The organism is Ancylobacter mangrovi (assembly GCF_024752335.1).
GTDB lineage: Bacteria > Pseudomonadota > Alphaproteobacteria > Rhizobiales > Xanthobacteraceae > Ancylobacter > Ancylobacter mangrovi.
Genome location: NZ_JANTHY010000001.1, coordinates 713,771 through 740,085, shown reverse-complemented (window position 1 = coordinate 740,085; position 26,315 = coordinate 713,771). Strand labels below are relative to the sequence as shown.

Genomic DNA, 26,315 nt, shown 5'->3' with positions numbered 1-26,315 from the left:
GCCATCATGCTGCACTTCACCGCGCCCGAATTTGCCCGCCGCAAGGAGCGCCTGCTCACCGAGATGGCGGCGCACCGGCTCGACGGCCTGCTGATGTTCCAGCAGGAATCGATGTACTGGCTGACCGGCTACGACACGTTCGGCTTCTGCTTCTTCCAGGCGCTCTGGCTCGGCGCCGACGGGCGGCTCGCCCTGCTCACCCGCTCGGCGGATCTCAGGCAGGCGCAGCACACCTCGCTGATCGACGACATCCGCGTGTGGACCGACCGCGCGGACGCCACGCCCCAGGGCCAGCTTCGCGACATGGTGGCCTCGCTCGGCGGCGCGGGCGGGCGCATCGGCGTCGAATATGACAGCTACGGCCTCACCGCCGCCAATGGCCGCAAGCTCGACACCGCCTTCGACGGCGTCGCCACGCTCCACGACGCCTCCGGCCTCGTCGACCGGCTGCGGGCGATCAAGTCGCCGGCCGAGATCATCTATGTCCGTCAGGCGGCCAAGCTCGCGCTGGCCGCGCGCGACGCTGCGATCGCCACCATCGGCGAGGGCGTCGACGAGGGCGAGGTGCTCGCCGCCATGCAGGGCGCGGTGTTCCGCGGCGGCGGCGACTATCCAGGCAACGAGTTCATCATCGGCTCGGGCCGCGACGCGTTGCTGTGCCGCTACAAGGCCGGCCGGCGGCAGCTCGATTCGGAAGACCAGATCACGCTCGAATGGGCGGGCGCCTACCGCCACTACCACGCCGCGATGATGGAGACGGTCGTGGTCGGTCCGCCGCGCGGACGCCATCTCGAGCTGTTCGCCGCCGCCAGGCAGGCGATGGAGGCCTGCGCCCACGCCATCGCTCCCGGCCGCACGGCGGGCGAGGTGTTCACCGCCCATGCCCATGTGATGGACGGGCACGGCCTCGCCGAGCACCGGCTCGCCGCCTGCGGCTATTCGCTGGGGGCGAAATTCACGCCTTCCTGGATGGACCCGCCCATGTTCTACGCCGGCAACAACTGGCTGCTGGAGCCGGGCATGGTGATGTTCGCGCACATGATTCTGATGGACAGCGCGAGCGAGACCGCCATGTGCCTGGGCCGGACCTTCCTGGTGACGGTTAACGGTAATGAGTGCCTGACCGACGCGCCTCTGGACCTCATCGTTAATTCCCTTTAACCATTTGCCCCGGAACGTCGGCGACAGCCGCGGCGCCGCCCGACCCGGGCGACGACAAGCGGCGCGACCGGCTCTCAGGGGATGCTTCGATGATCGGTCGCCTCCGTCGGTGTACCCGCTCGCGTCTGGGTCGCCAGATGCCGGTCGGCGTTGCGCTGCTCGCGGCTCTCGCGCTCGGCGCGTGCCAGACCAATGACGGAAGCCATCCGGTCGCGCGGGCCGACATCACCACCGGCACCAAGCCGATCGCCTTCGAATCGATCGACGGCCCGCCGGAAGCCGTGTTCGACAAGCTGGTCGCGAGCCTCGGCACCGAAGCGAATGCGCGCAAGATCCAGGTCGTCTCGCGCGAGGGCGACGCCGCCTACCGCGTGCGCGGCTATCTCGCCGCCAGCGTCGAGGGCGGCAAGGGCTCGGTCGACTGGGTGTGGGACGTATTCGACGCCGACCACGAGCGGGTGCTGCGGGTCGCGGGCGTCGAAGAGCTCGGCAAGGGCAAGGACGTGTGGAGCGAGCTCGACGACGCCGCGGTCGAGCGGATCGCCTCGCAGAGCCTCGACGAGATTTCCACCAAGCTCGCCCAGGGCCTGCCGCCCAAGCCCGCCGAAGCGGTGCCCGACGCCGCGCCGGAGCCGGCCGAGGCGCCCGCCGTGCGCATGGACAACGGCCCGCCGATCGCCAGCGCCGAGCCGGCCGACGGGCAGGACGGCGAGGCCGGGCCCGGCACGGCGCTCGCCGAAGAGGCGAGCGCGCCCTCGCAGACGCTCTCCTTCGCGGCCCGCCCGTAAGGCTTGCCGGGGCCCCGATTCATCTGTTCACGGCCGCTTTACAGCGCGGGCCGGCCCGCCTATCAGGTCTGCGCGACGGCTTGAAGACGGTCGCGCGGGATGTGCACGGTGGGAGCGCGCCGGTAATGTCGAACAACAACAGTTCCATCAAGCTCGTCGCGGGCAATGCCAACCGGCCGCTTGCCGAGGCGATCGGCGCGTATCTGGCGACGCCGCTGACGCGCGCGGTGGTGCGGCGCTTCGCCGACATGGAGATCTTCGTCGAGATCCAGGAGAACGTGCGCGGCAAGGACGTGTTCGTCCTGCAGTCCACCTCCTTCCCGACCAACGACCACCTGATGGAGTTGCTCATCATCATCGATGCGCTGCGCCGCTCCTCCGCCAAGCGCATCACCGCCGTGCTGCCCTATTTCGGCTATGCGCGCCAGGACCGGCGCTCCTCCGGCCGCACCCCGATCTCGGCCAAGCTGGTCGCCAACCTGATCACCCATGCCGGCGCCGACCGCGTGCTGACGGTCGACCTGCATGCCGGGCAGATCCAGGGCTTCTTCGACATCCCGACCGACAACCTGTTCGCCGCGCCGGTGATGGTGCAGGACGTCAAGTCCCGCTTCGATCTCGGCAACATCACCGTGGTCTCGCCGGACGTCGGCGGCGTGGTGCGCGCCCGGGCGCTGGCCAAGCGCATCGACGCCCAGCTCGCCATCGTCGACAAGCGCCGCGAGCGGCCGGGCGAGAGCGAGGTGATGAACGTGATCGGCGACGTCGAGGGTAAGCGCTGCATCCTCGTCGACGACATCATCGATTCCGGCGGCACGCTGGTGAACGCGGCCGACGCGCTGCTGGAGCGTGGCGCGACCGAGGTGCACGCCTACATCACCCATGGCGTGCTCTCGGGCGGCGCGGTGGCGCGTGTCACCGCCTCGAACCTCAAGGAGCTGGTGATCACCGATTCGATCCAGCCGACCGAGGCGGTGCGGGTGGCCCGCAACATCCGCGTGGTCTCGATCGCCAGCCTGCTCGCCGAGGCCATCGGACGCACCGCGCATGAGGAAAGCGTGTCGAGCCTGTTCGACTGAGGTAACAGGGCGCAGCAGGCGCCGTGCCGGGGTACCGGGGCGCGTTTTCCTAATAATAAATTGGCGTCCATGCTGCGCTGCGCCACGATCGTTCCACACTTCTCCCGCAGCCTTCCCGCTCGCATATTCGGAACGGGACGACGACATGACGTGCATCCTTCTGCGCTCGGCGCCGGCGGCATCGAACGGCCGCGGCAGGCACCGGAGCACCAGGCTGCCGGGCGCGCCGTGGCGGGCCCTTGCGCGGCCCCCTCGCACCGCCGCGCAGCTTGCGGCAGTCCCCGCCCTCGCGCTGTGCCTGTCCGGCCCCGCCGCCGCCCAGAGCGTGGACGCCACGTCGGCCGCCGCGGGCGACAATCCGTGGAACGGCATCGAGATCACCGTGCGACCGCTGCCGACCAGCCCGCCCTCCCCCTATGAGCAGGCGATCTCCGAGGCGCAGACCCCCGAGCAGCCGGTCGTGCCGAGCGATCCCTCGGGTCCGCTCACGGGCACGCTGATCGACCCGCTCGGCCCGGCGCCGAAGGCCTCGGTCTGGTCCTCGCTGCGCGAGAGCGCGGCCCCGAAGCTGCCCGATGGGACACCCTCGCCCTACAAGCAGCTCACCAGCCGCACCAAGAAGCCCAAGGCCAAGTCCGCCAGCCTGCCCACCAACATGGAGCTGAAGCAGGGCCCGGCGAGCGTCTCGGTCTCCACCACCGCCAGCGCCTCGGCGCCGCAGTCGGGCGCGCTCACCAGCAGCGAGGGCGGCGGCTCGGGCGAGATCAAGGGCCGGATCGGCTACGAGCAGGACAATCTCGCCGTCTACAGCACCGGCTCGGTCGGCGCCTCGGCCTCGACCGGCATGCCCTCGCTCTACGACAACCTCGCGGTCGGCAGCACCTACAGCGTGCCGCTCTCCCCGCTCGGGCTCGACGGCGACAAGCTCGGCGCCAGCGTCGAGATGAACAACTCCGCCGCCGTGACGACCGGGGTCGAACTGCGCGGCAAGCTCGGCACCTATCAGCGCTACATCTCGGTCCAGCGCTCGATCAATCCGGACTCGGCGGCGAGCGACATCGTCAAGGCCGGCGTGCTCGGCAAGTTCTGAGCACGCGACCGCGGGCCGGAGCCGGCCATCGGGCGCCCTCCCACGCCCCCACACATTGCCCCGCAACGCGTCTTCTGCTATGAGCCGGCCCGTCCACGGCCTTTCCGCACCCCTGGAGGCGCGCCGCGGGCATACCGGACCAGACTGAAGGATCGGGCCGCGTCAGCGGCCTTCTCCTTTTGCAACCATTTGAGGACAAGCCATGACCGCCATCAAGGAACTGAAGGCGCAGGCGCGCACGAAGGTCGGCAAGGGGGCCGCTCGTGCCGAACGCCGCGCCGGTCGCGTACCCGCCGTCATCTATGGCGACGGGAAAGCCCCCGTCGGCATCACGCTCGACCACATCGAGATCAACAAGATCATCTATGCCGGCCACTTCCTGACCACGCTGTTCAACATCGAGGTCGAGGGCGAGCAGCACCGGGTGATCCCGCGCGACTACCAGCTCGACCCGGTCAAGGACTACCCGCTCCATGTCGACTTCCTGCGCGTGCAGGTCGGCGCCACGCTGAGCGTCGAGGTGCCGGTGCACTTCCTCAACGCCGAGACCGCGCCCGCCATCAAGCAGGGCGGCACGCTGAACATCGTCAGCCACACGGTCGAGCTGAACGTCCCCGCCGACGCGATCCCCGACGCGGTCGAGGTCGACCTGACGAAGTACAGCTTCGGCGACTCGATCCACCTGTCGGCGATCAAGCTGCCCGAGGGCGTGACCTGGGCCGGCCATGGCGATGATACGCTGGCCTCCATCACCGCCCCGTCGGGCCTGAAGGAAGCCGAGGCCGAGGAAGCCGCCGCCGCCGAGGCCGCCGCCGAGGCCCCCAAGGCCTGATCCGGCCCCGCCGGTCGCGCCTTGCCGACCGATCCCGCCAGGGATCGCCCCAACGAGACCCGAGCCGGAAGCCCGCTTCCGGCTCTTCTCATTTCCGGAGCGAGTGGAGACGCACGGTGTTTCTCTTCGCCGGGCTCGGAAACCCCGGGTCGAAATATGCCGGCAACCGGCACAATATCGGCTTCATGGCGGTGGACGCGATCGTGCGCCGCCACCGCTTCACCCCGTGGCGCCGGCGCTTCCAGGGCGCGGCCTGCGAGGGCGAGATCGAGGGTCAGAAGGTGCTCGCGGTGCTGCCCGAGACCTACATGAACGAGAGCGGCCGGGCGGTCTCCGAAGCGCAGCGCTTCTACAAGATCGCGCTCGGCGACATCTTCGTGTTCCATGACGAGCTCGACCTCGCTCCGGCCAAGGTGCGGGCCAAGTTCGGCGGCGGCAATGCCGGCCATAACGGGCTGCGCTCCGTCACCGCCCATTGCGGCAACGACTATGGCCGTGTGCGGCTCGGCATCGGCCATCCCGGCGATAAGGCGCTGGTGATGCCGTTCGTGCTCGCCGACTTCGCCAAGGCCGAGCGCCCTTGGGTGGAGGCGGTGTGCGACGGCTGCGCCGAACTGGCCGGCCTTCTCGTCACCCGCCGGCTCGACGATTTCCAGAGCCGGATGCACCTCTATCTCGAAGGCCGCGGCATCGGCGCTCCGAAGACACCCGGAGCGGCGGCAAAATAGCCTCCGCCGGGCGGGCACGCTTGCACTCGCGCCTCCCCTTGCCTACCACGGCGACAACCAGACCAGAGCCATTACGAGCATCGCACCATGGGCTTCAAATGCGGCATCGTCGGCCTGCCGAATGTCGGCAAGTCGACCCTCTTCAACGCGCTGACGCAGACCGCGGCGGCCCAGGCGGCGAACTACCCGTTCTGCACCATCGAGCCGAATGTCGGCGACGTCGCCGTGCCCGATCCGCGCCTCGCCACGCTGGCCGACATCGCCGGCTCGGCGCAGATCATCCCGACCCGTCTGACCTTCGTCGACATCGCCGGGCTGGTGCGCGGCGCCTCCAAGGGCGAGGGCCTCGGCAACCAGTTCCTCGCCAATATCCGCGAATGCGACGCCATCGCCCATGTGGTGCGCTGCTTCGAGGATGGCGACGTCACCCATGTCGACGGCAAGATCGCGCCTCTGAGCGACATCGACACCATCGAGACCGAGCTTATGCTGGCCGACCTCGACAGCCTCGAGAAGCGCGTGACGGCGCTGGAGAAGAAGGCCAAGGGCGGCGACAAGGAATCGAAGGAAAGCCTCGACCTCATCACCCGCGCGCTCGCCCTGCTGCGCGAGGGCAAGCCGGCGCGCCTCGTCGAGGTGAAGCCGGAGGAGGAGAAGGCGTTCCGCATGCTGGGCCTGCTCTCCTCCAAGCCGGTGCTCTATGTCTGCAATGTCGAGGAAGCCTCGGCCAAGGACGGCAATTCGCTCTCCGCGCAGGTGTTCGAGCAGGCGGCGAAGGAAGGTGCGAGGGCGGTCGTCGTCTCGGCCAAGATCGAAAGCGAGATCGCGGTGCTGCCGCCCGAGGAGCAGGCCGAGTATCTTGAGGCGATCGGCCTCGACGAGCCGGGCCTGAACCGCGTGATCCGCGCCGGCTACGACCTGCTCCGGCTGGTGACCTATTTCACCGTCGGGCCGAAGGAGGCGCGCGCCTGGACCATCACCGCCGGCACGCGGGCGCCGGGCGCGGCGGGTGTGATCCACACCGATTTCGAGAAGGGCTTCATCCGTGCCGAGACCATCTCCTATGACGACTACGTCAAGGGCAAGGGCGAGGCCGGGGCGCGCGACGCGGGCCGCCTCCGGCTCGAGGGCAAGGAATATGTCGTCGCCGATGGCGACGTGCTCCACTTCCGCTTCGCCAACTGAGGGGGCGCGGCGGCGATGATCCTCTCCCATCGCCACCGCTTCGTGCTGTTCGCGCCCTGGAAGACGGCGAGCTCGACGGCGCATCTGCGCCTCCAGCCGCTCAACGAGAGCCCCTATAGCCGCTTCTTCGACTTCCAGCCGGCACTGAACCGGGTGGTGCACCAGCACATCACCTGCGCCGATTTCAACGCCCTGCCGGAGGCGCGGCTCGACTACCGGCGCGCCTCCTTCGTGCGCAATCCCTATGACCGGGTCTGCTCGGGCTTCATCCAGCTCCAGCGCGACATCGCCACCCAGATGGACGTGCCCTTTCCCCAGCCCTGGATCCGCGAGCTGGTGCGCGAGCAGCTCGACGAGAACCGGCGCCAGCTCGAGGCGGCGGGCTACGACCTTAACGCCTGGATCGCCTCGATCACCGAGCGGCAGGTCTACGAGACCGGCCGCAACACCAATTTCTCGCTCCATCCGGCGCATTACTGGACCCATCTGGCGGGCGAGCCCTATGTCGGCTTCGTTGGCCGGGTCGAGCGTTTCGAGCCCGAATTCGAGCGCCTCTGCGGCTTTCTCGGCATTCCCGTGCCGCCCCGCGCGGACGAGAACGTCACCGACGCCGCCATGCTGGGATCGGACGCCTATCGCTATGCCGACCGGCTGGATCGGGCCTCGATCGAGCGGATCAACGCGCTGTTCGCCCGCGACTTCGAGCTGTTCGACTATGCCCGCCTGTGAGGCGCGGACATCGCCGGCGAGTTGACCCGCCGGCCATTGTCGCCTGAGATCGCCTGCCGCCCCGGCGGCGGAGCATCGGAACGTCGGAAGGGCATCGCACGCTCAATGCAGTTCTGGGAAGATTTCAACGAGGGGCACGTGGCGACCTGCGGGCGCTACGTGGTGGGGCGCGAGGAGATCATCTCCTTCGCCCGCGACTTCGATCCCGCCCCGATCCATCTCGATGATTCCGCCGCCGAGGCGACGCGGCTCGGCGGGCTCTCGGCCTCCGGCTGGCACCTGTGCTGCATCTTCATGCGCCTCGCCGCCGACGGCTTCCTCAACGACAGCGCCTGCCTCGGCTCGCCGGGCGTCGACGAGGTGCGCTTCCTCAAGCCGGTGCATCCCGGCGCAGTGCTGAGCCTGCGCCGCGAGGTGCTGGAGACGCGGACCTCCAAGAGCCGGCCGGAGATCGGGCTGGTGAAGTTCCGCTTCGAGCTGATCGACGCGCAGCAGAACGTGATGACGGAACTGGTCGGCACCATCATGTTCGGCCGGCGCAATCCCGGCTACCGGCCGGTGTGAGGACCCCATGCTGTTCTTCGAGGATATAGAGGTCGGCGAGGTGACCCGGCTCGGCTCGCACACCTTCCGCGCCGAGGCGATGATCGCCTTCGCCCGGGCCTGGGACCCGCAGCCCTTCCATCTCGACGCCGCCGCCGGCGCGCGCACCCATTTCGGCGGGCTCGCCGCCTCGGGCTGGTACACCGCCGCCATCGCCGCGCGGCTGCGCGCACAGGCGCAGGCGCATCTGCACGAGACGCTGCGCCGCGAGGGCAAGCGGGTGCCGCGCATCGGCCCCTCCCCCGGCTTCAAGGACCTGAAATGGCTGCGTCCGGTGATCGCCGGCGACACGCTCTCCTTCCAGAGCGAGGTGATCGCCAAGAAGCCGAGCGCCAACCGGCCCGAATGGGGGCTCGTCTTCACCCGCGAGAGCGCGCGCGACATGCAGGGCCGGCCGACCTTCGAGGTCACGAACTGCATGTTCGTGGAGCGGCTGGAAGCCTAGCGGGACCGGGGCAAGGGGGCACAAGGATATGGGCACGTTCAAGAACGCCTGCACGGTGCTTGTCGCCGGACTGACGGTCACGTCCGGCACGGCGGCGCAGGCGGGCGGGGTTGCGGGGGGCGTGGCGGGCAGCATGGCGAAATCGGCCCGGCCGGCGCCGGACTGGTCCGGCTTCTATGTCGGGCCGCAGGCCGGCCAGGCGTTCAGCATCATTGACAAGGACGCCTTCGTCGACGCCTTCGAGGCGCCGCTCGACAGCTATGGCTGCACCGGCGGCCTGTGCGACGGCAAGCGCGACGCCGCGATCGGCGGCCTCACCGTCGGCTACAACTGGCACTATGCCGACGGCTCGCTGATCGGCGTCGAGGCGGACGTCGCGTATAGCGGCCTCGACGGCGCGTTCGACTTCGACGGGACGAGCGCCCTCAGCCCGGTGCAGCGGCTCCTCTCCTCGGGCCATGTGCGCCTGCACACGCCGTTCATCGGCACCGCACGGCTGCGGCTCGGCTACGCCGTCGGCCCGCTCCTGCCCTTCGTCACGGCCGGCCTCGCGGTGACCTACTCCAGCGCCGAGGTGAGCGGCGACGCGACGCTGGAGGCCCAGCTCGCGCCCGGCGCCTGGGTTCCGGTGGGCAGCCAGCCGGCGAGCTACAGCGAGAGCGCCTTCACCGCCGGATGGACCGCCGGAGGCGGGGTCGAATACGCGCTGTCGGACGAGTGGAGCGCGAAGGTCGACTATCTCTATGTCGACCTCATCACCTCGGATCTCGGCGAGGAGCCGCCCCAGCTCCACCTCTGGCGGGCCGGTCTGAACTACCGCTTCTGACCCCAACCGTGGGCATCATGGCGAGCTGGGAAGGAGCGACGTGCCGCCCTGTCTCCGCGAGAAGCGCCATAGAGCCGCCGCGCATGAAAAAGGGCCCCGTGCGGGGCCCTTTTGATTCTCCGGTGCCGGCGAGCCGCGCTCAGTGCTCGACGTTGCGCCACACCTTCTTCTTGGTGAAGTAGAGCAGCCCGCCGAAGATGATGAGGAAGATCATCACCTGGAAGCCGAGCCGCTTGCGCGCCTCGAGATGCGGCTCGGACAGCCACATCATGAAGCTGATCACGTCGCGCGAATACTGGTCGACCGTCTCCGGCGTGCCGTCCGAATAGGTCACCTGCCCGTCCGAGAGCGGCTTCGGCATCTTGATGGCGTGGCCGGGGAAGAACTCGTTGTAGTGCGCGCCTTCCGGCAGGGTGAAGCCTTCCGGCGGCTCGTCGTGATAGCCGTTCAGCAGGGCGTGGATATAGTCCGGCCCCTGCTCCTGGTACTGGGTGACGATGTCGATCAGGAAGCCGGGAAAGCCGACCTCGTAGGTGCGCGCCTTGGCTAGCGTCGAGAAGTCCGGCGGGTAGGCGCCGCCGTTCGAGGCGCGGGCGGCCTGCTCGTTCGGGAACGGCGAGGGCCAGTGGTCGGAGAGCCGGCCGGGACGCTCGAACATGTCGCCGGCGTCGTTCGGCCCGTCCTCGATCTGGTACTGCTCGGCCACCGCCTTGGCCTGCGCCTCGGTGAAGCCAGGGCCACCCTCCTGCGCGAGGTTGCGGAAGGCGAACAGATGCGCGGAGTGGCAGGAGGAGCAGACCTCCTTGAACACCTGGAAGCCGCGCTGGAGCTGGGCCCGGTCGAAATGGCCGAACGGGCCGGCGAAGCTCCACTCCTCGCGGGGCGGCTTGGGCGCGCCGTGCTCCTGGGCCTCGGCCGGGCCGGCGAGCATCAGCACGGCCGCGAGCGAGCCGAGGGCGATCGAGCGGAAGGACATGGTGTTGCTCATGATGTTCCGCTCAGCCCTTGGTCTGCGGCGCCTGGGCGCCGGTCGAGGCCGGTGCCGCGCCCTTGTTCTTGCCCAGCACCGCCTCGGTGATCGAGGCCGGCACCGCCTTCGGCTTCTCGAACAGGCCGAGCAGCGGCAGGATGACGAGGAAGTGCACGAAGTACCACACGGTCAGGATGCGGCCGGCAATCACGTAGCCGCCTTCCGCCGGCTTCGAGCCGAGCCAGCCGAGGCCGATGCACACCGCCAGCCAGATCCAGAAGAACTGCTTGAACAGCGGCCGGTAGGCGCCCGAGCGGACCTTCGAGGTGTCGAGCCACGGCACGAAGAACAGCACCGCGATCGCGCCGAACATGGTGAGCACGCCGCCGAGCTTGTCCGGCACCGAGCGCAGCATGGCGTAGAACGGCAGGTAGTACCATTCGGGCACGATGTGCGCCGGCGTCACCAGCGGGTTGGCCGGGATGTAGTTGTCCGCGTGGCCGAGATAGTTCGGGATGTAGAACAGGAACCACGAGAAGAAGATGAGGAAGCACACCATGCCGAACGCGTCCTTGATGGTCGCGTAGGGCGTGAAGGGAACGGTGTCCTTCTCCGACTTCGGCTCGACGCCGGTCGGGTTGTTCTGGCCGACCACATGCAGCGCCCACACGTGCAGGACGACGACGCCCGCGATCATGAAGGGCAGCAGGTAGTGCAGCGAGAAGAAGCGGTTCAGCGTCGCGTTGTCGACCGAGAAGCCGCCCCACAGCCACTGCACGATGGTCGGGCCGACCACCGGGATCGCCGAGAACAGGTTGGTGATGACGGTGGCGCCCCAGAAGCTCATCTGCCCCCAGGGGAGCACGTAGCCCATGAAGCCGGTCGCCATCATCAGCAGGTAGATGATGCAGCCGAGGATCCACAGCACCTCGCGCGGGTTCTTGTAGGACCCGTAATAGAGGCCGCGGAACATGTGGATGTAGACCGCGATGAAGAACATCGACGCGCCGTTGGCGTGCATGTAGCGCAGCAGCCAGCCATAGGAGACGTCGCGCATGATGTGCTCGACCGAGTCGAAGGCGAGCGTCGCATGCGGGGTGTAGTGCATCACCAGCACCACGCCCGTCAGGATCTGGCAGACCAGCATCAGCGACAGGATGCCGCCGAAGGTCCACCAGTAGTTCAGGTTGCGCGGGGTCGGGTAGGCGATGAAGGAGGAATGGATCAGGCCGACCAGGGGCAGCCGGCTTTCAAACCACTTCAGGGCCGGATTCTTCGGCTCGAACGTCGCGTGTCCGCTCATCTGTCTGTTTCCCGGGTCGTCGGCTCAGCCGATGGAAATCTTCGTGTCGGACACGAACTGATAGGGCGGGACGGCCAGGTTCTCCGGCGCCGGGCCGCGGCGCACGCGGCCGGCCGAATCGTATTCCGAGCCGTGGCAGGGGCAGAACCAGCCGTCGAATTCGCCGGCATGACCGATGGGGACGCAGCCCAGATGCGTGCAGATGCCGACCACGACCAGCCACTTCTCGCGGCCGTCGCCCTCGGCGGCGCGGTTGGCGTCGGTCGCCGGCGCGTCGGCTGCGAGGTTGGCGTTGCGCGCGACCGGATCGATCAGCGACGCCACCGGCACGTCCTTGGCCTTGGTGACGTCCTCGGCGGTGCGGTTCCACACGAAGACCGGCTTGCCGCGCCACTTGACGGTGACGATCTGGCCTTCCTCGATCAGCGACAGGTCGACCTCGGTCGACGACAGCGCCAGCACCGACGCATCGGGCTGCAACTGCGAAACGAACGGCCATACCAGAGCAGCGGCGCCGACCGCGCCCATGGCGCCGGTCGCAATATAGAGGAAGTCGCGGCGCGTGGTTTCCGCCGTGCCGGTTGTTGCCACGATGGTTTCCTTTCCCCTCAAGCCCTTGACCTTTAGATCCGGCTCTCCCCGCCGGGCCTGCCGTGCCCGAACCCGGCGGCACCTAGGCCCATGATCTATGGTCAACCTACCTTCGAGTGCCTCTAATTGCATCCGAGCCGCCCCTTGTCCAGATGAACACAGTGCGGCAGTCCGTCCTGCCCCCCGCCCCGTCCATGCGCCCCTACCGCCGCTCGCGCTGCCGGCTATCCTTTGCCTTCAAGGGGCTGCGGGGCAAAGCCAGCCGGGGCGCGGCTCCGCAAGGCCCCGCCGCCACCTCTAGGTAATCTCCGAGTATAGGCCGCCATGACTCTCGCCCTCGCCCTGTTCCAGCCCGACATCGCGCCGAATGCGGGCACGCTGGCGCGCACCGCCGCCTGCCTCGGGCTGTCGCTGCACATCATCGAGCCGGCGGGATTCCCGGTCGGCGACGCGGGTTTCCGGCGGGCCGGCATGGACTATCTCGACCGGACCGCGATCCGCCGCCATGCGAGCTTCGCCGCCTTCGAGGACTGGCGCTGCGCGGAAGGACGGCGGCTGGTGCTCGCCACCACGCGCGGCGCCCTGCCCTATGCCGGCTTCGCCTTCTCGCCATCGGACGTGCTGCTGCTCGGGCGCGAGAGCGCGGGCGTGCCGGAGGAGGTGCACGCGGCGGCCGAGGCGCGAATCATCATCCCGCTGGTAGCGGGCGCGCGCTCGCTCAACGTCGCGGTGGCGGGAGCGATGATCCTCGGCGAAGCGCTGCGCCAGACTGGGGGCTTCCCGCGCTGACCTCTCCGCCGGTCTTCGCCCTCACGGCCACTTCACCACCGGCGGCATGGAGGAGAGGATCGAATCGACGTTGCCGCCGGTCTTCAGCCCGAACACGGTGCCGCGGTCGTAGAGCAGGTTGAACTCGACATAGCGCCCGCGGCGCACGAGCTGCTCCTCGCGCTCGGCCTCGCTCCAGGGCCGGGCGAAGTTGGCACGCACAAGCGCGGGATAGATGTCGAGGAAGGCGAGCCCGACGGCGCGGGTGAAGTGGAAGTCGGCCGCCCAGTCGCCCGAATCCAGCCAGTCGTAGAAGATGCCGCCGATGCCGCGCGGCTCGCCCCGGTGCGGCAGGAAGAAATACTCGTCGCACCACGCCTTGTAGCGCCCGTAATCGACGTTCGGCCGGCCCTCGCAGGCGCCGCGCATGGCGGCGTGGAAGGCGACCGCGTCCGGGTCCTCCTGTGTGCGGCGGGCGCCGAGCACCGGGGTCAGGTCCGCCCCGCCGCCGAACCACGCCTTCGAGGTGACGACGAAGCGCGTGTTCATGTGCACCGCCGGCACGTGCGGGTTCGTCATGTGGGCGATCAGCGAGATGCCGGTGGCGTGGAACCGCGGGTTCTCCTCCGCGCCGGGAATCTGCTGGCGGAACTCGGGGGCGAACTCGCCATGCACGGTCGAGCAATGCACCCCCACCTTCTCGAACAGCCGCCCGTGCATCAGCGCCATCACCCCGCCCCCGCCGGGGGTGCCGGTGTGGTCGGCGCGGTTCCAGGGCGTGCGCTCGAAGCGGCCGGGCGCGCCGGGATAGAGCTCGTCCGGCGCCTCGTCCTCGAGCTTCTCGAACGCCGCGCAGATGCGGTTGCGCAGATCCTCGAACCAGGCTCGCGCCTCCTCCTTGCGCGGGCCGATGGTCGCCGGATCGATCGGCGTGCCGGGCGCGTTGCGGTCGGCGGCGACGGAGGTCGCGGCGGACATCTCGGCGGGTGTATCGGCAGGTGTTTCGGCGGACATGGCGTCTTCTCCCTGAGCGGCCGCTTCTAGCTGCTTCGCCGGCCGGGTGGAAAGCCGGACAACGCCGGGTGGGTGGCGCCGGTGCCGCGACTCGTCGATGTTCCTGTTTGGTTCACACGCCTCCCGACATACTGGTGCCGCATCGCTGCGGCAGAAAGCCCGCCATGTTCATGCGCGTCCTCACCTGGTTCGAGAACCTCGTCGACCCGTTCCGCCCCGCGCCCATCGTGCGCCCGCCGGAGGGGCTGATCGCCTTCTACTGGCACTTCGTGCGCCAGAGCGGCTGGATCTTCGTCGCCGCGCTCGGCGCCGCCTTCCTGGTGGCGATCGTCGAGGTGTCGCTGTTCCGCTACATCGGCCAGATCGTCGACCTTTTGCAGTCCTCGACCCCGGCGACGCTGTTCGCCGATCACGGCGGGCTGATGGCCTGGATGGCGTTCGTGGTGGTGATCGCCCGCCCGGCCTGCAACGCGCTGCACGACCTGCTGGTGCGCCAGTCGGTCACCGCGAACGTCGGCAGCCTGGTGCGCTGGCAGTCCTATCGCTGGGTGGTGCGCCAGAGCCTTTCCTATTTCCAGAGCGACTTCGCCGGCCGCATCGCCCAGCGTGTGCTGCAGTCCGGCCCGGCGCTACGCGGCTCGGTCGTCGAGGTCATCGACGCGCTCTGGTACGTCGCGGTCTATGCGGTGAGCGCGGTGGTTCTGTTCGCGGAGGCGGACATGCGGCTCGCCGTGCCGATCGTCGTCTGGATCGCGCTCTATGTGCTCGCGCTCTCGAAGTTCGTGCCGCGTGTGCGCCAGCTCTCCAAGACCACCTCGGAGGCCAACTCGCTGCTCTCCGGCCGCATCGTCGACAGCTACACCAACATGATGACGGTGAAGCTGTTCGCCCATGGCGACCGCGAGGACAGCTATGTGCGCGAGGCGCTGGAGCGGCACAACGCCGCCTTCAAGGACCAGCAGCGCCAGATCACCCGCATGGCGCTGTCCATCAGCGTGCTCAACAGCGTGATGCTGGGCTCGATCGGCGGGCTCGGCGTGTGGCTGTGGTCGATCGACGCCATCAATCTCGGCGCCATCGCGCTCTCCACCGGCCTCGCCATCCGCATTACCAACATGTCCGGCTGGATCATGTGGGTGGTCACCGGCGTGTTCGAGAATGTGGGCACGGTGCAGGAGGCGATCCTCACCATCGCCCGCCCGCATACGGTGATCGACCGCGCCGACGCCCCCGCGCTCGCCGTCCGGGCCGGCGAGATCCGCTTCGACGACGTGACCTTCCACTATGGCAAGGGCGCGGGCGTGATCGAACATCTCGACCTCGTCATCGCGCCGGGCGAGCGGGTCGGGCTGGTCGGCCCGTCGGGCGCGGGCAAGTCGACGCTGATGAACCTGCTGCTGCGCTTCTACGACGTGGAGGGCGGACGCATCCTCGTCGACGGGCAGGACGTGAAGGAGATCTCGCAGGAATCGCTGCGGGCGCGGATCGGCGTCGTCACCCAGGACACCTCGCTGATGCACCGCTCGGTGCGCGACAACGTCCGCTACGGCCGTCCCGAGGCCGGCGAGGACGCGATCATGGAGGCGGCGCGCCGCGCCCATGCGGCCGAGTTCATCGACACGCTGGCCGACCCGCAGGGCCGCACCGGGCTCGACGCCCATGTCGGCGAGCGCGGGGTGAAGCTCTCCGGCGGCCAGCGCCAGCGCATCGCCATCGCCCGCGTGCTGCTGAAGGACGCGCCGATCCTGGTGCTGGACGAGGCCACCTCGGCGCTCGATTCGGAGGTGGAGGCCGCGATCCAGACCAATCTCGACGCGCTGATGGCCGGCAAGACGGTGATCGCGATCGCGCACCGGCTCTCCACCATCGCCCGCATGGACCGGCTGGTGGTGATGGATCACGGCCGCATCGTCGAGGTCGGCACCCATGCCGAGCTGGTGGCGCAGGGCGGGCTCTATGCCCGGCTGTGGCAGCGCCAGTCGGGCGGCTTCATCGACGCCGAGGAAGTCAGCGCGGCGGCGGAATAGCTTAGCGCGGCGGCGGCACGAGGCTCGGCGCGGCCTCCACCGCCTGCGCGAGCACCTCGTCGAGTGCCGCCCGCTCAAGCGGAAAGCCGGCCTCGATCCAGATCTCCTCGGCCCGCGCCAGCGCCGCGCCGAGGGCGGGACCGGGCCTGAGCCCGCGGGCGATCAGGTCCGCCGCCTTGAGCGGGAAGCGCGGCGCCTGCCAGTCGGCGGCAAGCGCGACCAGCTCGCGCCAGCCCTCGTCGTCGAGCGGTGCGCCCGAGCGCGCGAAGCCGATGAGCGCCCGGTCGAGATAGGCCTGCCGCCCCAGCCGGTAGATGAACGCCTTCTGCCCCTTCTCGCACATGGCCGGCGCCGGCGTCGGCCCGGCCAGCGCCTCCAGCCGCGCGGTCTCGGCATTGGAGAGGCGCAGCGCCTCGCGCAGGCCGGCGACGTCCTCCTCGCCGCGCACGGCGAGCGCGCCGAGCCGGCGCACCGCGTCGGGCCCGAGGCCGGTCGCCGCCTCGATGGGAACGAGGCGGGAAAAGGCGGGCACGTCCCCCGCCCGCCCCAGCACCGCCGACAGCAGCCCGGCCTGTTCCATCTCCGCCAGCGTCTGCGCGGCGCGCGCGGCGACCAGCAGCTTCATCGTCTCCGCCCGCACGCGTTCACGCGAGAGAAGGGCGAGGCCGGCGCGATTTCGGATCGCCGCTGCCAGCGCCGCTGCGTCGAGCGGGCCGCGGCCAAAGGCGGCGTGGAAGCGGAACAGGCGCAGGATGCGCAGATAGTCCTCGCGGATGCGGGTGTCCGGGTCGCCGATGAAGCGCACCCGGCCCTCCACCGCGTCCGCTTCCCCGCCGACGAGGTCGACGAGTTCGCCGGCGCGCGTGAGGTAGAGCGCGTTCATGGTGAAGTCGCGCCGGGCCGCGTCATGCGCCCAGTTCCGGCCGAACACGACCCGCGCTCGACGGCCGTCGGTCTCGACGTCCTCGCGCAGCGTCGTCACCTCATAGGGCTCGCCCTCGGCGACCACCGTCACCGTGCCGTGCTCGATGCCGGTCGGCACCGGCTTCAGCCCGGCCGCCCGCGCGCGGCGCGTCACCTCTTCCGGCAGGGCGGTGGTGGCGATGTCGATGTCCGAGCGCACGCCGCGCCCGATCAGCCAGTCGCGCACCGCGCCGCCGACGATGCGGGCCTCCTCGCCCTCGCCGTCGAGCACGGCGAGCACGCGCGCCAGGCCCGGCCGGTGGGCGAAGAGCGGGTTCATTCGATATGGCCGGGGGTCAGCACGCCGTCCTTCCAGGTCGGCGGCACATAGGCTCCCTTGGTGGGGCCGCGCCCCTGCGCCTCGAACAGGAACAGGCTGGCCGCGACCAGCACCACCGCGACCGCGGTACAGGCGACCAGCGCCGCGCTCGACCAGCCCTCGAGCATGCTGTCCACGCGTCGCCCGAAGCGCAGATACAGGGCGAAGGCGGCGAAAGGCAGCAGGAACAGCAGGATATTGATGATCGCGACACGCAGCATCAGCCATAGACCCGTTCATAGAGGCTGCGCAGGATACCTGCGGTCACGCCCCAGATGCGCCGACGGTCATACGTCATCGCGTGGAAGGTACGCAAAAGCCCCTGCGATTCGCGGGTCTCGCGCTGGTGGTTGTCCGGGCTCATGAGGAAGTCGAGCGGCACCTCGAATGCCTCGTCCACCTCGTCGGGATTGAGCGTCAGCCCGAAATCGGGCCGCACCACACCCACCACCGGCACGATGCGAAAGCCCGTGCGGGTGAGGTAGGGATCGAGATAGCCGAGCGGGGTCACCCGGTCGCGGGCGAGCCCGACCTCCTCCTCGGCCTCGCGCAGCGCCGCGTCGAGCGGGCCGGCGTCCTGCGGGTCGATGCGCCCGCCGGGAAAGGCGATCTGGCCGGGATGATTGTTGAGATGCGCCGAGCGCAAGGTCAGCAGGATGCTCGGCTGCCGGCGGGCGACGACGGGAATCAGCACCGCCGCCGCCCGCATCGGAACGGCGTTCAGCAGCGCGCGGAAATGCGGGGTGAGCTCATGGTCGCCGCGCGCGGGGTCGCCGTCGAGGTCCGGCTCGGGCAGCAGGCGCGTGCGGGCACGGGCGAGGAAGTCGGCGAGCGGCAGCGGCGCGTCGGGCGTGGCGGCAACAATGTCTTCCGGGGGCTCCGGCATGCCGGCGCCCAGCCGTGTTCCTTCGCTCATCTCGTTCCTTCGCCCGTCTGCGCGGGCGCCTCGTCTTCCAGCGCGTCCGCCGGCATCATCGCGAAAAAGGACGACCCCGAGGCGACGCCGATCATCTCGCGCCCGTCGACCGTCCGCGTCCGCGCCCGCTCGGCGAGGTCGAGATAGACCGGCCGGGTCAGCCGCGCCCACAGGCCCCGCCTGACATATATATAGGGCCGCGGCCCGGCACCGCCCGGCTGCTCGTCGAATCGAAGCGGATGGTCGGCGTCGCAGGTCACGACGTCGTCGAGATTGGTGCGGAACACCAGCACCTCGCCCGCCGGCGAGGGTGCCACCTGCATCTCGACCGCCAGCAGCGGCGCGTCCTCGACCCGGATGCCGAGCTTCTCCGCAGGGGTGACGAGCTCGTAGCGCCCTCCGCCCTCCCCGCCATGGCGCAGCACCGAGGCGAACAGCTTCACCAGCGCCGGACGGCGGATCGGCCGGCCCTCATGGTGCCAGACGCCCTCGCGGTCGATGCGGATATCGATTTCGCCACAATCGGGCGGATTCCAGCGTTCGATCGGCGGCAGCGAGGGCGCCTCGCCTGCGGCGAGCGAGCGCACCAAATCGTCAAGTCGCCCCGAAGCTCCTGAAGCCATGGCCAAATCCCTGTCACACAGTCGTAATCGCGCAGTCGTGATCCACCGCCCGATAGTCGACGCGGTTCCAAGATAGCGTAAGCTTGCCCTTCCGAAAGCCGCGCCGGCCCGGTCGGCATACCACCTGTCGCGTCCCGCGAGATACCGCAGTCCGCCACCGGAGGTATTCCTTTCGTGCATTGCAATAAATTTTATTGCAATGCACCATGACAACGGGGCGGCGCGATCGGTGTCGAGAGCGGGGTTGAAGGAGCACGGCATGACGTCTGCCACCGGCGAGAATTTCGAGTCCCTCGATGACATGATCATCCGCTCGGCCGAGAGCACGGCCGCCAATGTGCGGGCCGCCAAGGCCGGCATCGGCGCGATCATCTTCGGCCAGGAAGCGGTGGTCGAGCGCACGCTCATCACCATCCTGTCCGGCGGCCACGGCCTTCTGGTCGGCGTGCCGGGCCTTGCCAAGACCAAGCTGGTCGAGACGCTGGGCACCGTGCTCGGCCTCGACGCGCGACGCGTGCAGTTCACTCCCGACCTCATGCCCTCCGACATTCTCGGCGCCGAGGTGCTGGAGGAGAGCGCGGGCGGGCGGCGTTCCTTCCGCTTCATTCCCGGCCCGGTCTTCGCCCAGCTGCTGATGGCCGACGAGATCAACCGCGCCTCGCCGCGCACCCAGTCCGCGCTGCTGCAATCGATGCAGGAAGGCCATGTGACGGTCGCCGGCGTACGGCACGACCTGCCCAAGCCGTTCCACGTGCTCGCCACCCAGAACCCGCTGGAGCAGGAAGGCACCTACCCGCTGCCCGAAGCCCAGCTCGACCGCTTCCTCATGGAGATCGACGTCGACTATCCCGACCGCGACGCCGAGCGGAAGATCCTGTTCGACACCACCAGCGCCGAGGAGACCAAGCCGCGCGCGGTGATGACCGCGGACGACCTCACCGCCGCGCAGCGGCTCGTGCGCCGCCTGCCGGTGGGCGAATCGGTGGTGGAGGCGATCCTCACTCTGGTGCGCTCCGCCCGTCCGGGCCCGGATTCGGGCGAACTCGGCAAATTCATCGCCTGGGGCCCCGGCCCGCGCGCCTCGCAGTCGCTGATGCTGGCGGTGCGCGCCCGCGCCCTGCTCGACGGGCGCTACGCGCCGTCGGTCGACGACGTGATCGGGCTCGCCGAGCCCGTGCTCAAGCATCGCATGGCGCTGACCTTCGCTGCCCGCGCCGACGGCGAGACCGTGCCCGGCATCATCGCCAAGCTGACGCGCAAGATCGGCTGAGGCCGACCGCGGCGGGGCACGCCCCGCCGCGAGGATGAGAGGCGGGGGCGCCTCGGGGCGACGCCCCGCACTGGTACTGACGGAGACGTTTTCGGGTGGAGTTCGACGCCGATACCGCGGTGAGAAGTGCGGCCCAGGATGCCGCCGGCCTCGTGAGCGCGATGCCGCGTCTCGTGCTGGAGGCACGCAGGATCGCCGCCAGCGTCTATCACGGCCTGCACGGGCGCCGGCGCGCCGGCACGGGCGAGAACTTCTGGCAGTACCGCCGCTTCATGGATGGCGAGCCCTCCTCGCGCGTCGACTGGCGCCGCTCCGCCCGCGACGATCATCTCTATGTGCGCGAGCGCGAATGGGAGGCCGCCCACACGGTGTGGATCTGGGCCGACCTGTCCGCCTCCATGGTGTTCGCCTCCCCGCTGGTGTGGGAGACCAAGCGCGACCGCGCGCTGGTCGTCGCGTTCGCGCTGGCCGAGCTATTGGTGAAGGGCGGCGAGCGCGTGGGCATTCCCGGCGTGATGCGCCCGTCGGCCTCCCGGCGCATCGTCGAGAAAATGGCGGAATCGCTGGTGCACGCCCATTCGCTGCCGGACAGCCTGCCGCCCGCCTTCTCGCCCTCGCCGCTGGCCGAGGTGGTGCTGCTCGGCGATTTCTGGAGCCCGACCGCCGAGGTGGTGGCGAGCCTCGCCGGCCTCGCCGCTTCCGGCGCGCGCGGCCATGTGGTGCAGGTCTGCGATCCGGCGGAGGAGACCTTCCCCTTCTCCGGTCGCGTCGAGTTCCGCGAGCCGGAAACCGGCACCCAGCTCACCATCGGCCGCGCCGAGACGGTGCGGGCAGAATATGTGGAGCGCGTCGCCGCCCACCGCGCGACGCTGCGCCATGAGGCCGAGCGGCGGATGTGGAGCTTCATCGTCCACCGCACCGACCGGCCGGCGAGCGAATTGCTGCTCGGCCTGCATGCGCGCATGAGCAATGCCGACGCCACCTTCACGCCCGCGGCCGGCACGGACGAGGGAGCGGCGGCATGAGCGGACTTCTCGGCCTGCCCCTCGCCTTCACCACGCCGCTGATCCTGAGCGCGCTCGCCGTGCTGCCGGTGCTGTGGTTCCTGCTGCGGCTGGTGCCGCCGCGCCCGCGCCGCATCGCCTTCGCGCCGACCCGTCTGCTGCTCGACATCCCGCCGAAGGAGGAAACCCCGGCCCGCACGCCGTGGTGGCTCACCGCGCTGCGCCTGCTGCTGGCGGCGCTCGTCATCTTCGCCGCCGCCGGGCCGGTGTGGAACCCGCCGGTGGCCGGGCCCGCCGCCTCCGGGCCTGTGGTGCTGCTGATCGATTCCGGCTGGCCCGCCGCCTCTGCCTGGGAGGCGCGCCGCGCCAGCGCCGAGGGCGTCGTCTCCGATGCCGACCTCGAAGGGCGCGGCGTCGTGCTCATCCCCACCGGCGATCCCCCGCTCGATCCGCAGGTTCTGTCGCCGACCGAGGCGCGCGAGCGGCTGCGCACACTGTCGCCGGTCGGCCACGTGCCGGACCGCGGACCGGCGCTCGCCAGCCTGCGCAAGGCGCTGGCGGGTGCGCCGCAGGCCTCGGTGATCTACCTCTCCGACGGCGTCGCGCTGGACGGCACCGAGCGCGTCCCGGCCGAGATCGCCACCGCCGTGGGCGATCGTCCGCTGACCACGCTTGCGGGCGGCGTCGACGAGCCGCTGGCGCTGACCGGCGCCGACAATGCGGTGGACGCGCTGACGGTGAAGGTGATCCGCGCCGACCGCGACACGCTCCCGCGCAACGGCACGGTGCGCGCGCTCGACATGAAGGGCCTGCCGCTCGGCGAGGGCGGCTTCAGCTTCGAGCCGGGCGCGAAGGAGACCGAGGCGCGCTTCGACCTGCCGGTCGAGATCCGCAACGAGGTGGCTCGGCTCGAGATCGTCGACGAGCATTCGGCCGGCGCGGTCCAGCTTCTCGACAAGCGCTGGCGCCGGCGCACGGTCGGGCTGGTCTCGGGCGCCAATGTCGACCAGCGCCAGCCGCTGCTCGCCCCCTCCTATTATCTCACCCGCGCGCTCAGCCCCTTCGCCGACATCCGCACCGCCGAGGGCGAGGGCACCACCGAGGCGATCGACCATTTCATCGACCAGCGCCTGCCGGTGATCATCCTGTCCGACGTCGGCACGCTGCTGCCGCAGACCGCCGACCGCCTGACGCGCTGGATCGAGGGCGGCGGCGTGCTGGTGCGCTTCGCCGGCCCGCACCTCGCCAACGGCTCGGACAATCTGGTGCCGGTCGTGCTGAGGCGCGGCGGCCGCGTTCTGGGCGGCTCGCTCTCGTGGGAGCAGCCGCAGTCGCTCGGCGGCTTCTCGCCCGACGGGCCGTTCCGCGACGTGCCGGTGCCGAACGATGTCAGCGTCGAGCGCCAGGTCCTCGCCGAGCCGGACGGGCTGCTCGCCTCGCGCACCTGGGCGACGCTGTCCGACGGCACGCCCCTCGTCACCGGCGAGCGGCGCGGCGCGGGCACGCTGGTGCTGTTCCACGTCACCGCCGACACCTCCTGGTCGAACCTGCCCATGTCCGGCGCCTTCGTCGACATGCTGCGCCGGGTGGTGGCGCTCGGCGGCTCGACCGCGGTCGAGGCCGATTCCGGTGCCGGCGCCACGGCGCCGACCGGCGAGACGCTGGCCCCGACCCGCCTGCTCGACGGCTTCGGCGCCTTCCAGCCCTCGACCCCGACCGCGCGGGCGATCCCGGTCGGCTACAATGGCCGCGCCACCGACGACCACCCGCCGGGCTTCTACGGCCCGCCGGAGGGCATGGTCGCGGTGAACGCGCTGCTGCCGCGCGACCGGCTGGTGGCGCTCGACCTGTCCGGCCTCGGCCGCATCGAACCCTATCGCGACGCCACGCCGCGCGACCTGCGCGCGCCGCTGCTGCTGGCGCTGCTCGGGCTGCTCCTGATCGACGCCATGATCGTGTTCCTGCTCGCCGGCGGGCTCAGCCGTCTGACCGCGCGGCGCGCCGCCACCGCCTCGATCATCGCCCTCGCCGCCGTGCTGGCGGGCGCACCCGGCGACCGGGCGATGGCCCAGACCGCGCCGGCCAACCCGCCTGCCGCCAACGAAGCCCCCGCCAGCAAGCCGATGACGCCGGAGCAGATCGACTTCGCGATCAAGGCCACCAGCGCCACCCACCTCGCCTATGTGGTCACCGGCGATGCCGAGACCGACGAGGTGAGCCGCGTCGGCCTCGGCGGGCTGACGCGCTTCCTCGCCCAGCGCACCGCGCTCGAGGCCGGCGAGCCGATGGGCGTCGACATCTCCCGCGACGAGCTGTCCTTCTTCCCGCTGCTCTACTGGCCGATCGTGCCCGGCACGCCGCGCCCGGCGCCGGAGACGCTGGCGCGTATCGATGCCTTCATGAAGCAGGGCGGCACCGTCGTGTTCGACACGCGCGACGCGGAAAGCGTGCTGCCCGGCTCCAACGGCTCCGGCACGCCCGCCAACGACACGCTGCGCACCATCCTCTCCGGGCTCGACATTCCCGAACTGGAGCCGGTGCCGCGCGACCACGTGCTCACCAAGGCGTTCTACCTGCTGCACGACTTTCCCGGCCGCTTCACCGGCGGCACCACCTGGGTCGAGGCGCTGCCGGCGACCGAGGAAGGGGTCGAGCGGCCCGCCCGCGCGGGCGATGGCGTCTCGCCGGTCATCATCACCTCCAACGACCTCGCCGGTGCCTGGGCGGTGAGCGAGGACGGCCAGCCGATGCTGCCGACTTCCGGCACCGAACCGCGCCAGCGCGAGTTCGCGTTCCGCGCCGGGACCAACCTCGTGATGTATGTGCTCACCGGCAACTACAAGGCGGACCAGGTCCATGTGCCGGCTCTGCTGGAAAGGCTCGGCCAGTGAACGCACGCCCCTTCCCGCGCCTCACCCTCGCCGCCCCGCCTGCCGCCATGGCTGAGGGAGGCCGCGCATGAATCTCGGCCTCGCCTTCGATCCGCTGGTCTCGCTGCCGCTGCTGATCGCCGCCGGCGCCGTGGCCGGCGTGGTGGCGCTGCTGCTCATCTTCGCGCGCACCCGCGGCGCCTGGCTGCGCACGCTGGCGCTCGCCCTCGCCGTGCTGGCGCTCGCCAACCCCTCGCTGACCCGCGAGGAGCGCGAGCCGCTGCCGACCGTGGTCGCGGTGGTGGTCGACAAGAGCACCAGCCAGCAGTTCGGCGACCGCACGCAGATGACCGAGGCCGCCCGCGCCGAGCTCGAGAAGCGGCTCGACAAGCTGAAGGAGCAGGGCGCCGAGATCCGCTTCATCGACGCCGGGGCCGGCGCCGGCGAGGTGGACGGCACGCGGCTGTTCACCGCGCTCTCCGCAGGCCTCGCCGACGTGCCGCCCGAGCGGGTGGCGGGCGCGATCTTCCTCACCGACGGGCGGGTGCACGACATCCCCGCCACCATGGCGGCGCTCGGCTTCCACGCGCCGGTGCACGCCATCATCTCCGGCCATGAGGGCGAGCGCGACCGGCGCGTGGCGCTCACCTCGACGCCGCGCTTCGGCATCGTCGGCCAGCGCCAGACCATCGGCTACCGGGTCGAGGACGAGGGCGCGCCCGCCGGCGCGCGGGTCCCCGTCACCGTGCGGCGCGACGGCGCGGTGGTGGCTCGGCCGGTCGTCACCGCCGGCCAGCCGGCCGAGATCGACGTCGAGATCACCCATGCCGGGGCCAACATCGTCGAGATCGAGGCGGCCGGGCTCGACGGCGAGCTGACGCCGGTGAACAACCGCGCCGCGGTCTCGATCGACGGCGTGCGCGACAAGCTGCGGGTGCTGCTGGTCTCGGGCGAGCCGAACGTGGGCGAGCGCACCTGGCGCAACCTCTTGAAGTCCGACGCCAATGTCGACCTCGTCCACTTCACCATCCTGCGCCCGCCGGAGAAGCAGGACGGCACGCCGATCAACGAATTGTCGCTGATCGCCTTCCCCACGCGCGAGCTGTTCCAGCAGAAGATCAAGGATTTCGACCTCATCATCTTCGACCGTTACGCCCAGACCGGCGTGCTGCCGATGATCTATTTCGACAACATCGTGCGCTATGTGGAGGAAGGCGGCGCGCTGCTGGTGGCCGCCGGCGCCGACTACACGTCGGAAGGCTCGGTGTTCAACACGCCGCTGGAATCGATCCTCCCGGCCGGCCCCACCGGGAACCTCACCGAGGAGCCGTTCCGCGCCAAGCTCACCTCGGCCGGCGAGCGCCACCCGGTGACCCGCGCCCTGCCCGGCTCGCAGAACGACCCACCCTCATGGGCACGCTTCTTCCGCGTCATCGACAGCCGCGGCGTGCGCGGCACCAGCGTCATGGACGGGCCGAACAAGGAGCCGATCCTGCTGCTCGACCGCATCGGCCAGGGCCGCGTGGCGCTGCTGCTGTCCGACCAGTTCTGGCTGTGGGCGCGCGGCTTCGAGGGCGGCGGGCCCTATATCGACCTGCTGCGCCGGCTCTCGCACTGGCTGATGAAGGAGCCCGAGCTCGAGGAGGAGCGCCTCAGCATGGTGGCGCGCGGGCCCGACATCGTGGTCGAGCGCCAGACCATGGGCGACAGCGTGCCCCCGGTCGTCATCACCACGCCCACCGGCGCCACCCGCACCTTGGATCTCACCGCCGCCGAGCCGGGCCTGTTCCGCGCCACCTTCCCGGCCGACACGCTCGGCCTGTGGCGGGCGGCCAATGGCGACCTGACGGCGCTGGTCAATGTCGGCCCGCTGAACCCGCGCGAATTCGCCGAGGTGACCTCGACCACGCAGACGCTGCGCGCGCCGCTGGCCGAGACCGGCGGCGGGGTATGGCGCATGGCCGATCTCGCCGGTGGCGTGCCGCGCGTGGTGGCAGTGCGCTCCAGCGACCGCTTCGCGGGCGAGGACTGGCTCGGCCTGTCGATGCGCGAGGTCTCGGTGGTGCGCGGGCTCGGCCTGTTCCCGCTGTTCGCCGGCCTGTCGGGCCTCCTCATCCTCATGGCCGGCATCGCCGCCGCCTGGGCGCGCGAGGGCCGCTAGGGAAGCCTCCGCCGCGGACTATGCTGGCGCGACAGATTCGCGCTGTGCGG

25 protein-coding genes are annotated in these 26,315 nt (G+C 70.3%); 17 read left to right on the top strand and 8 right to left on the bottom strand.

What is annotated here, in order from left to right:
• The first annotated feature begins 3 nt into the window (after positions 1-3).
• The 11 genes from NVS83_RS03580 (at position 4) to NVS83_RS03530 (ending at position 9,466) form a co-directional block, all read left to right on the top strand.
• A complete protein-coding gene (locus NVS83_RS03580; protein ID WP_258738480.1) occupies positions 4-1,161 on the top strand; it encodes a M24 family metallopeptidase in 1,158 nt (385 codons plus the stop codon).
• Between the two features lie 137 nt (positions 1,162-1,298).
• Positions 1,299-1,949 (top strand): hypothetical protein, encoded by a 651-nt coding sequence (locus NVS83_RS03575; RefSeq protein ID WP_258738099.1) that lies wholly within the window; start codon positions 1,299-1,301, stop codon positions 1,947-1,949.
• Positions 1,950-2,074: 125 nt separating this feature from the next.
• Positions 2,075-3,028, top strand: coding sequence for a ribose-phosphate pyrophosphokinase (locus tag NVS83_RS03570; RefSeq protein WP_258730780.1), 954 nt, complete (start codon positions 2,075-2,077; stop codon positions 3,026-3,028).
• Positions 3,029-3,173: 145 nt separating this feature from the next.
• On the top strand, positions 3,174-4,118 hold the full coding sequence (locus NVS83_RS03565) for a hypothetical protein (protein ID WP_258738098.1): 945 nt from the start codon (positions 3,174-3,176) through the stop codon (positions 4,116-4,118).
• Between the two features lie 202 nt (positions 4,119-4,320).
• Positions 4,321-4,950 carry a 50S ribosomal protein L25/general stress protein Ctc gene (locus NVS83_RS03560; RefSeq protein WP_258738097.1) on the top strand — a complete coding sequence of 210 codons (630 nt, stop codon included), beginning with the start codon at positions 4,321-4,323 and terminating at the stop codon, positions 4,948-4,950.
• Between the two features lie 116 nt (positions 4,951-5,066).
• Positions 5,067-5,678, top strand: a complete 612-nt coding sequence (pth, locus tag NVS83_RS03555; RefSeq protein ID WP_258738096.1) for an aminoacyl-tRNA hydrolase — start codon at positions 5,067-5,069, stop codon at positions 5,676-5,678.
• 87 nt (positions 5,679-5,765) lie between these two features.
• The gene (ychF, locus tag NVS83_RS03550; protein ID WP_258738095.1) at positions 5,766-6,863 is read left to right on the top strand and encodes a redox-regulated ATPase YchF; all 1,098 of its coding nucleotides are present in this window, start codon (positions 5,766-5,768) and stop codon (positions 6,861-6,863) included.
• 15 nt (positions 6,864-6,878) lie between these two features.
• Entirely contained in the window at positions 6,879-7,592 is a 714-nt protein-coding gene (locus NVS83_RS03545) for a sulfotransferase family 2 domain-containing protein (protein ID WP_258738094.1), read from the top strand.
• Between the two features lie 105 nt (positions 7,593-7,697).
• Positions 7,698-8,156, top strand: coding sequence for a MaoC family dehydratase (locus NVS83_RS03540; RefSeq protein WP_258738093.1), 459 nt, complete (start codon positions 7,698-7,700; stop codon positions 8,154-8,156).
• A gap of 7 nt (positions 8,157-8,163) precedes the next feature.
• Positions 8,164-8,640 carry a MaoC/PaaZ C-terminal domain-containing protein gene (locus NVS83_RS03535; RefSeq protein WP_258738092.1) on the top strand — a complete coding sequence of 159 codons (477 nt, stop codon included), beginning with the start codon at positions 8,164-8,166 and terminating at the stop codon, positions 8,638-8,640.
• Positions 8,641-8,668: 28 nt separating this feature from the next.
• Positions 8,669-9,466, top strand: coding sequence for an outer membrane protein (locus NVS83_RS03530; RefSeq protein ID WP_258738091.1), 798 nt, complete (start codon positions 8,669-8,671; stop codon positions 9,464-9,466).
• 139 nt (positions 9,467-9,605) lie between these two features.
• Here the strand turns inward: NVS83_RS03530 and NVS83_RS03525 are convergent, their stop codons facing one another.
• From NVS83_RS03525 to petA, 3 genes are read right to left on the bottom strand one after another with little or no spacing between them, the layout of a single operon-like run.
• Complete coding sequence (locus NVS83_RS03525) at positions 9,606-10,454, bottom strand: cytochrome c1 (protein WP_258738090.1); 849 nt, start codon at positions 10,452-10,454, stop codon at positions 9,606-9,608.
• Between the two features lie 10 nt (positions 10,455-10,464).
• Entirely contained in the window at positions 10,465-11,739 is a 1,275-nt protein-coding gene (locus NVS83_RS03520; protein ID WP_258730790.1) for a cytochrome b, read from the bottom strand.
• A gap of 24 nt (positions 11,740-11,763) precedes the next feature.
• Positions 11,764-12,330: a ubiquinol-cytochrome c reductase iron-sulfur subunit gene (petA, locus tag NVS83_RS03515; RefSeq protein WP_258730791.1), complete on the bottom strand. Its 567-nt coding sequence runs from the start codon at positions 12,328-12,330 to the stop codon at positions 11,764-11,766.
• A gap of 324 nt (positions 12,331-12,654) precedes the next feature.
• On the opposite strand from petA, the gene NVS83_RS03510 reads away from it, so the two are divergent.
• Complete coding sequence (locus NVS83_RS03510; protein ID WP_258738089.1) at positions 12,655-13,119, top strand: tRNA (cytidine(34)-2'-O)-methyltransferase; 465 nt, start codon at positions 12,655-12,657, stop codon at positions 13,117-13,119.
• A gap of 21 nt (positions 13,120-13,140) precedes the next feature.
• Here the strand turns inward: NVS83_RS03510 and hemF are convergent, their stop codons facing one another.
• Positions 13,141-14,076, bottom strand: a complete 936-nt coding sequence (gene hemF / locus NVS83_RS03505; RefSeq protein WP_258738479.1) for an oxygen-dependent coproporphyrinogen oxidase — start codon at positions 14,074-14,076, stop codon at positions 13,141-13,143.
• A 200-nt stretch (positions 14,077-14,276) separates the two neighbouring features.
• Here hemF and NVS83_RS03500 point away from each other — a divergent pair, with 200 nt between their 5' ends.
• The gene (locus NVS83_RS03500) at positions 14,277-16,139 is read left to right on the top strand and encodes an ABC transporter ATP-binding protein (protein ID WP_309486168.1); all 1,863 of its coding nucleotides are present in this window, start codon (positions 14,277-14,279) and stop codon (positions 16,137-16,139) included.
• A 1-nt stretch (position 16,140) separates the two neighbouring features.
• Here the strand turns inward: NVS83_RS03500 and NVS83_RS03495 are convergent, their stop codons facing one another.
• The 4 genes from NVS83_RS03495 to NVS83_RS03480 are packed head-to-tail and all read right to left on the bottom strand — an operon-like array spanning position 16,141 to position 18,960.
• On the bottom strand, positions 16,141-17,382 hold the full coding sequence (locus NVS83_RS03495; RefSeq protein ID WP_258738088.1) for a CCA tRNA nucleotidyltransferase: 1,242 nt from the start codon (positions 17,380-17,382) through the stop codon (positions 16,141-16,143).
• Positions 17,379-17,642 (bottom strand): DUF6111 family protein, encoded by a 264-nt coding sequence (locus NVS83_RS03490; RefSeq protein WP_258738087.1) that lies wholly within the window; start codon positions 17,640-17,642, stop codon positions 17,379-17,381. Before NVS83_RS03490 ends, NVS83_RS03495 begins: the two co-directional genes overlap by 4 nt.
• Positions 17,642-18,307, bottom strand: a complete 666-nt coding sequence (locus NVS83_RS03485) for a CoA pyrophosphatase (protein WP_374115020.1) — start codon at positions 18,305-18,307, stop codon at positions 17,642-17,644. Before NVS83_RS03485 ends, NVS83_RS03490 begins: the two co-directional genes overlap by 1 nt.
• Before the next feature lie 26 nt (positions 18,308-18,333).
• Positions 18,334-18,960 carry a DUF1285 domain-containing protein gene (locus NVS83_RS03480; RefSeq protein ID WP_258738085.1) on the bottom strand — a complete coding sequence of 209 codons (627 nt, stop codon included), beginning with the start codon at positions 18,958-18,960 and terminating at the stop codon, positions 18,334-18,336.
• Between the two features lie 259 nt (positions 18,961-19,219).
• On the opposite strand from NVS83_RS03480, the gene NVS83_RS03475 reads away from it, so the two are divergent.
• The 4 genes from NVS83_RS03475 (at position 19,220) to NVS83_RS03460 (ending at position 26,265) form a co-directional block, all read left to right on the top strand.
• Positions 19,220-20,230, top strand: a complete 1,011-nt coding sequence (locus NVS83_RS03475; protein ID WP_258730798.1) for an AAA family ATPase — start codon at positions 19,220-19,222, stop codon at positions 20,228-20,230.
• A gap of 95 nt (positions 20,231-20,325) precedes the next feature.
• Positions 20,326-21,255 (top strand): DUF58 domain-containing protein, encoded by a 930-nt coding sequence (locus tag NVS83_RS03470; protein ID WP_258730799.1) that lies wholly within the window; start codon positions 20,326-20,328, stop codon positions 21,253-21,255.
• Positions 21,252-24,125 (top strand): DUF4159 domain-containing protein, encoded by a 2,874-nt coding sequence (locus NVS83_RS03465; protein ID WP_258738084.1) that lies wholly within the window; start codon positions 21,252-21,254, stop codon positions 24,123-24,125. Before NVS83_RS03470 ends, NVS83_RS03465 begins: the two co-directional genes overlap by 4 nt.
• 67 nt (positions 24,126-24,192) lie before the next feature.
• Complete coding sequence (locus NVS83_RS03460; RefSeq protein WP_258738083.1) at positions 24,193-26,265, top strand: hypothetical protein; 2,073 nt, start codon at positions 24,193-24,195, stop codon at positions 26,263-26,265.
• Positions 26,266-26,315: the final 50 nt, after the last annotated feature.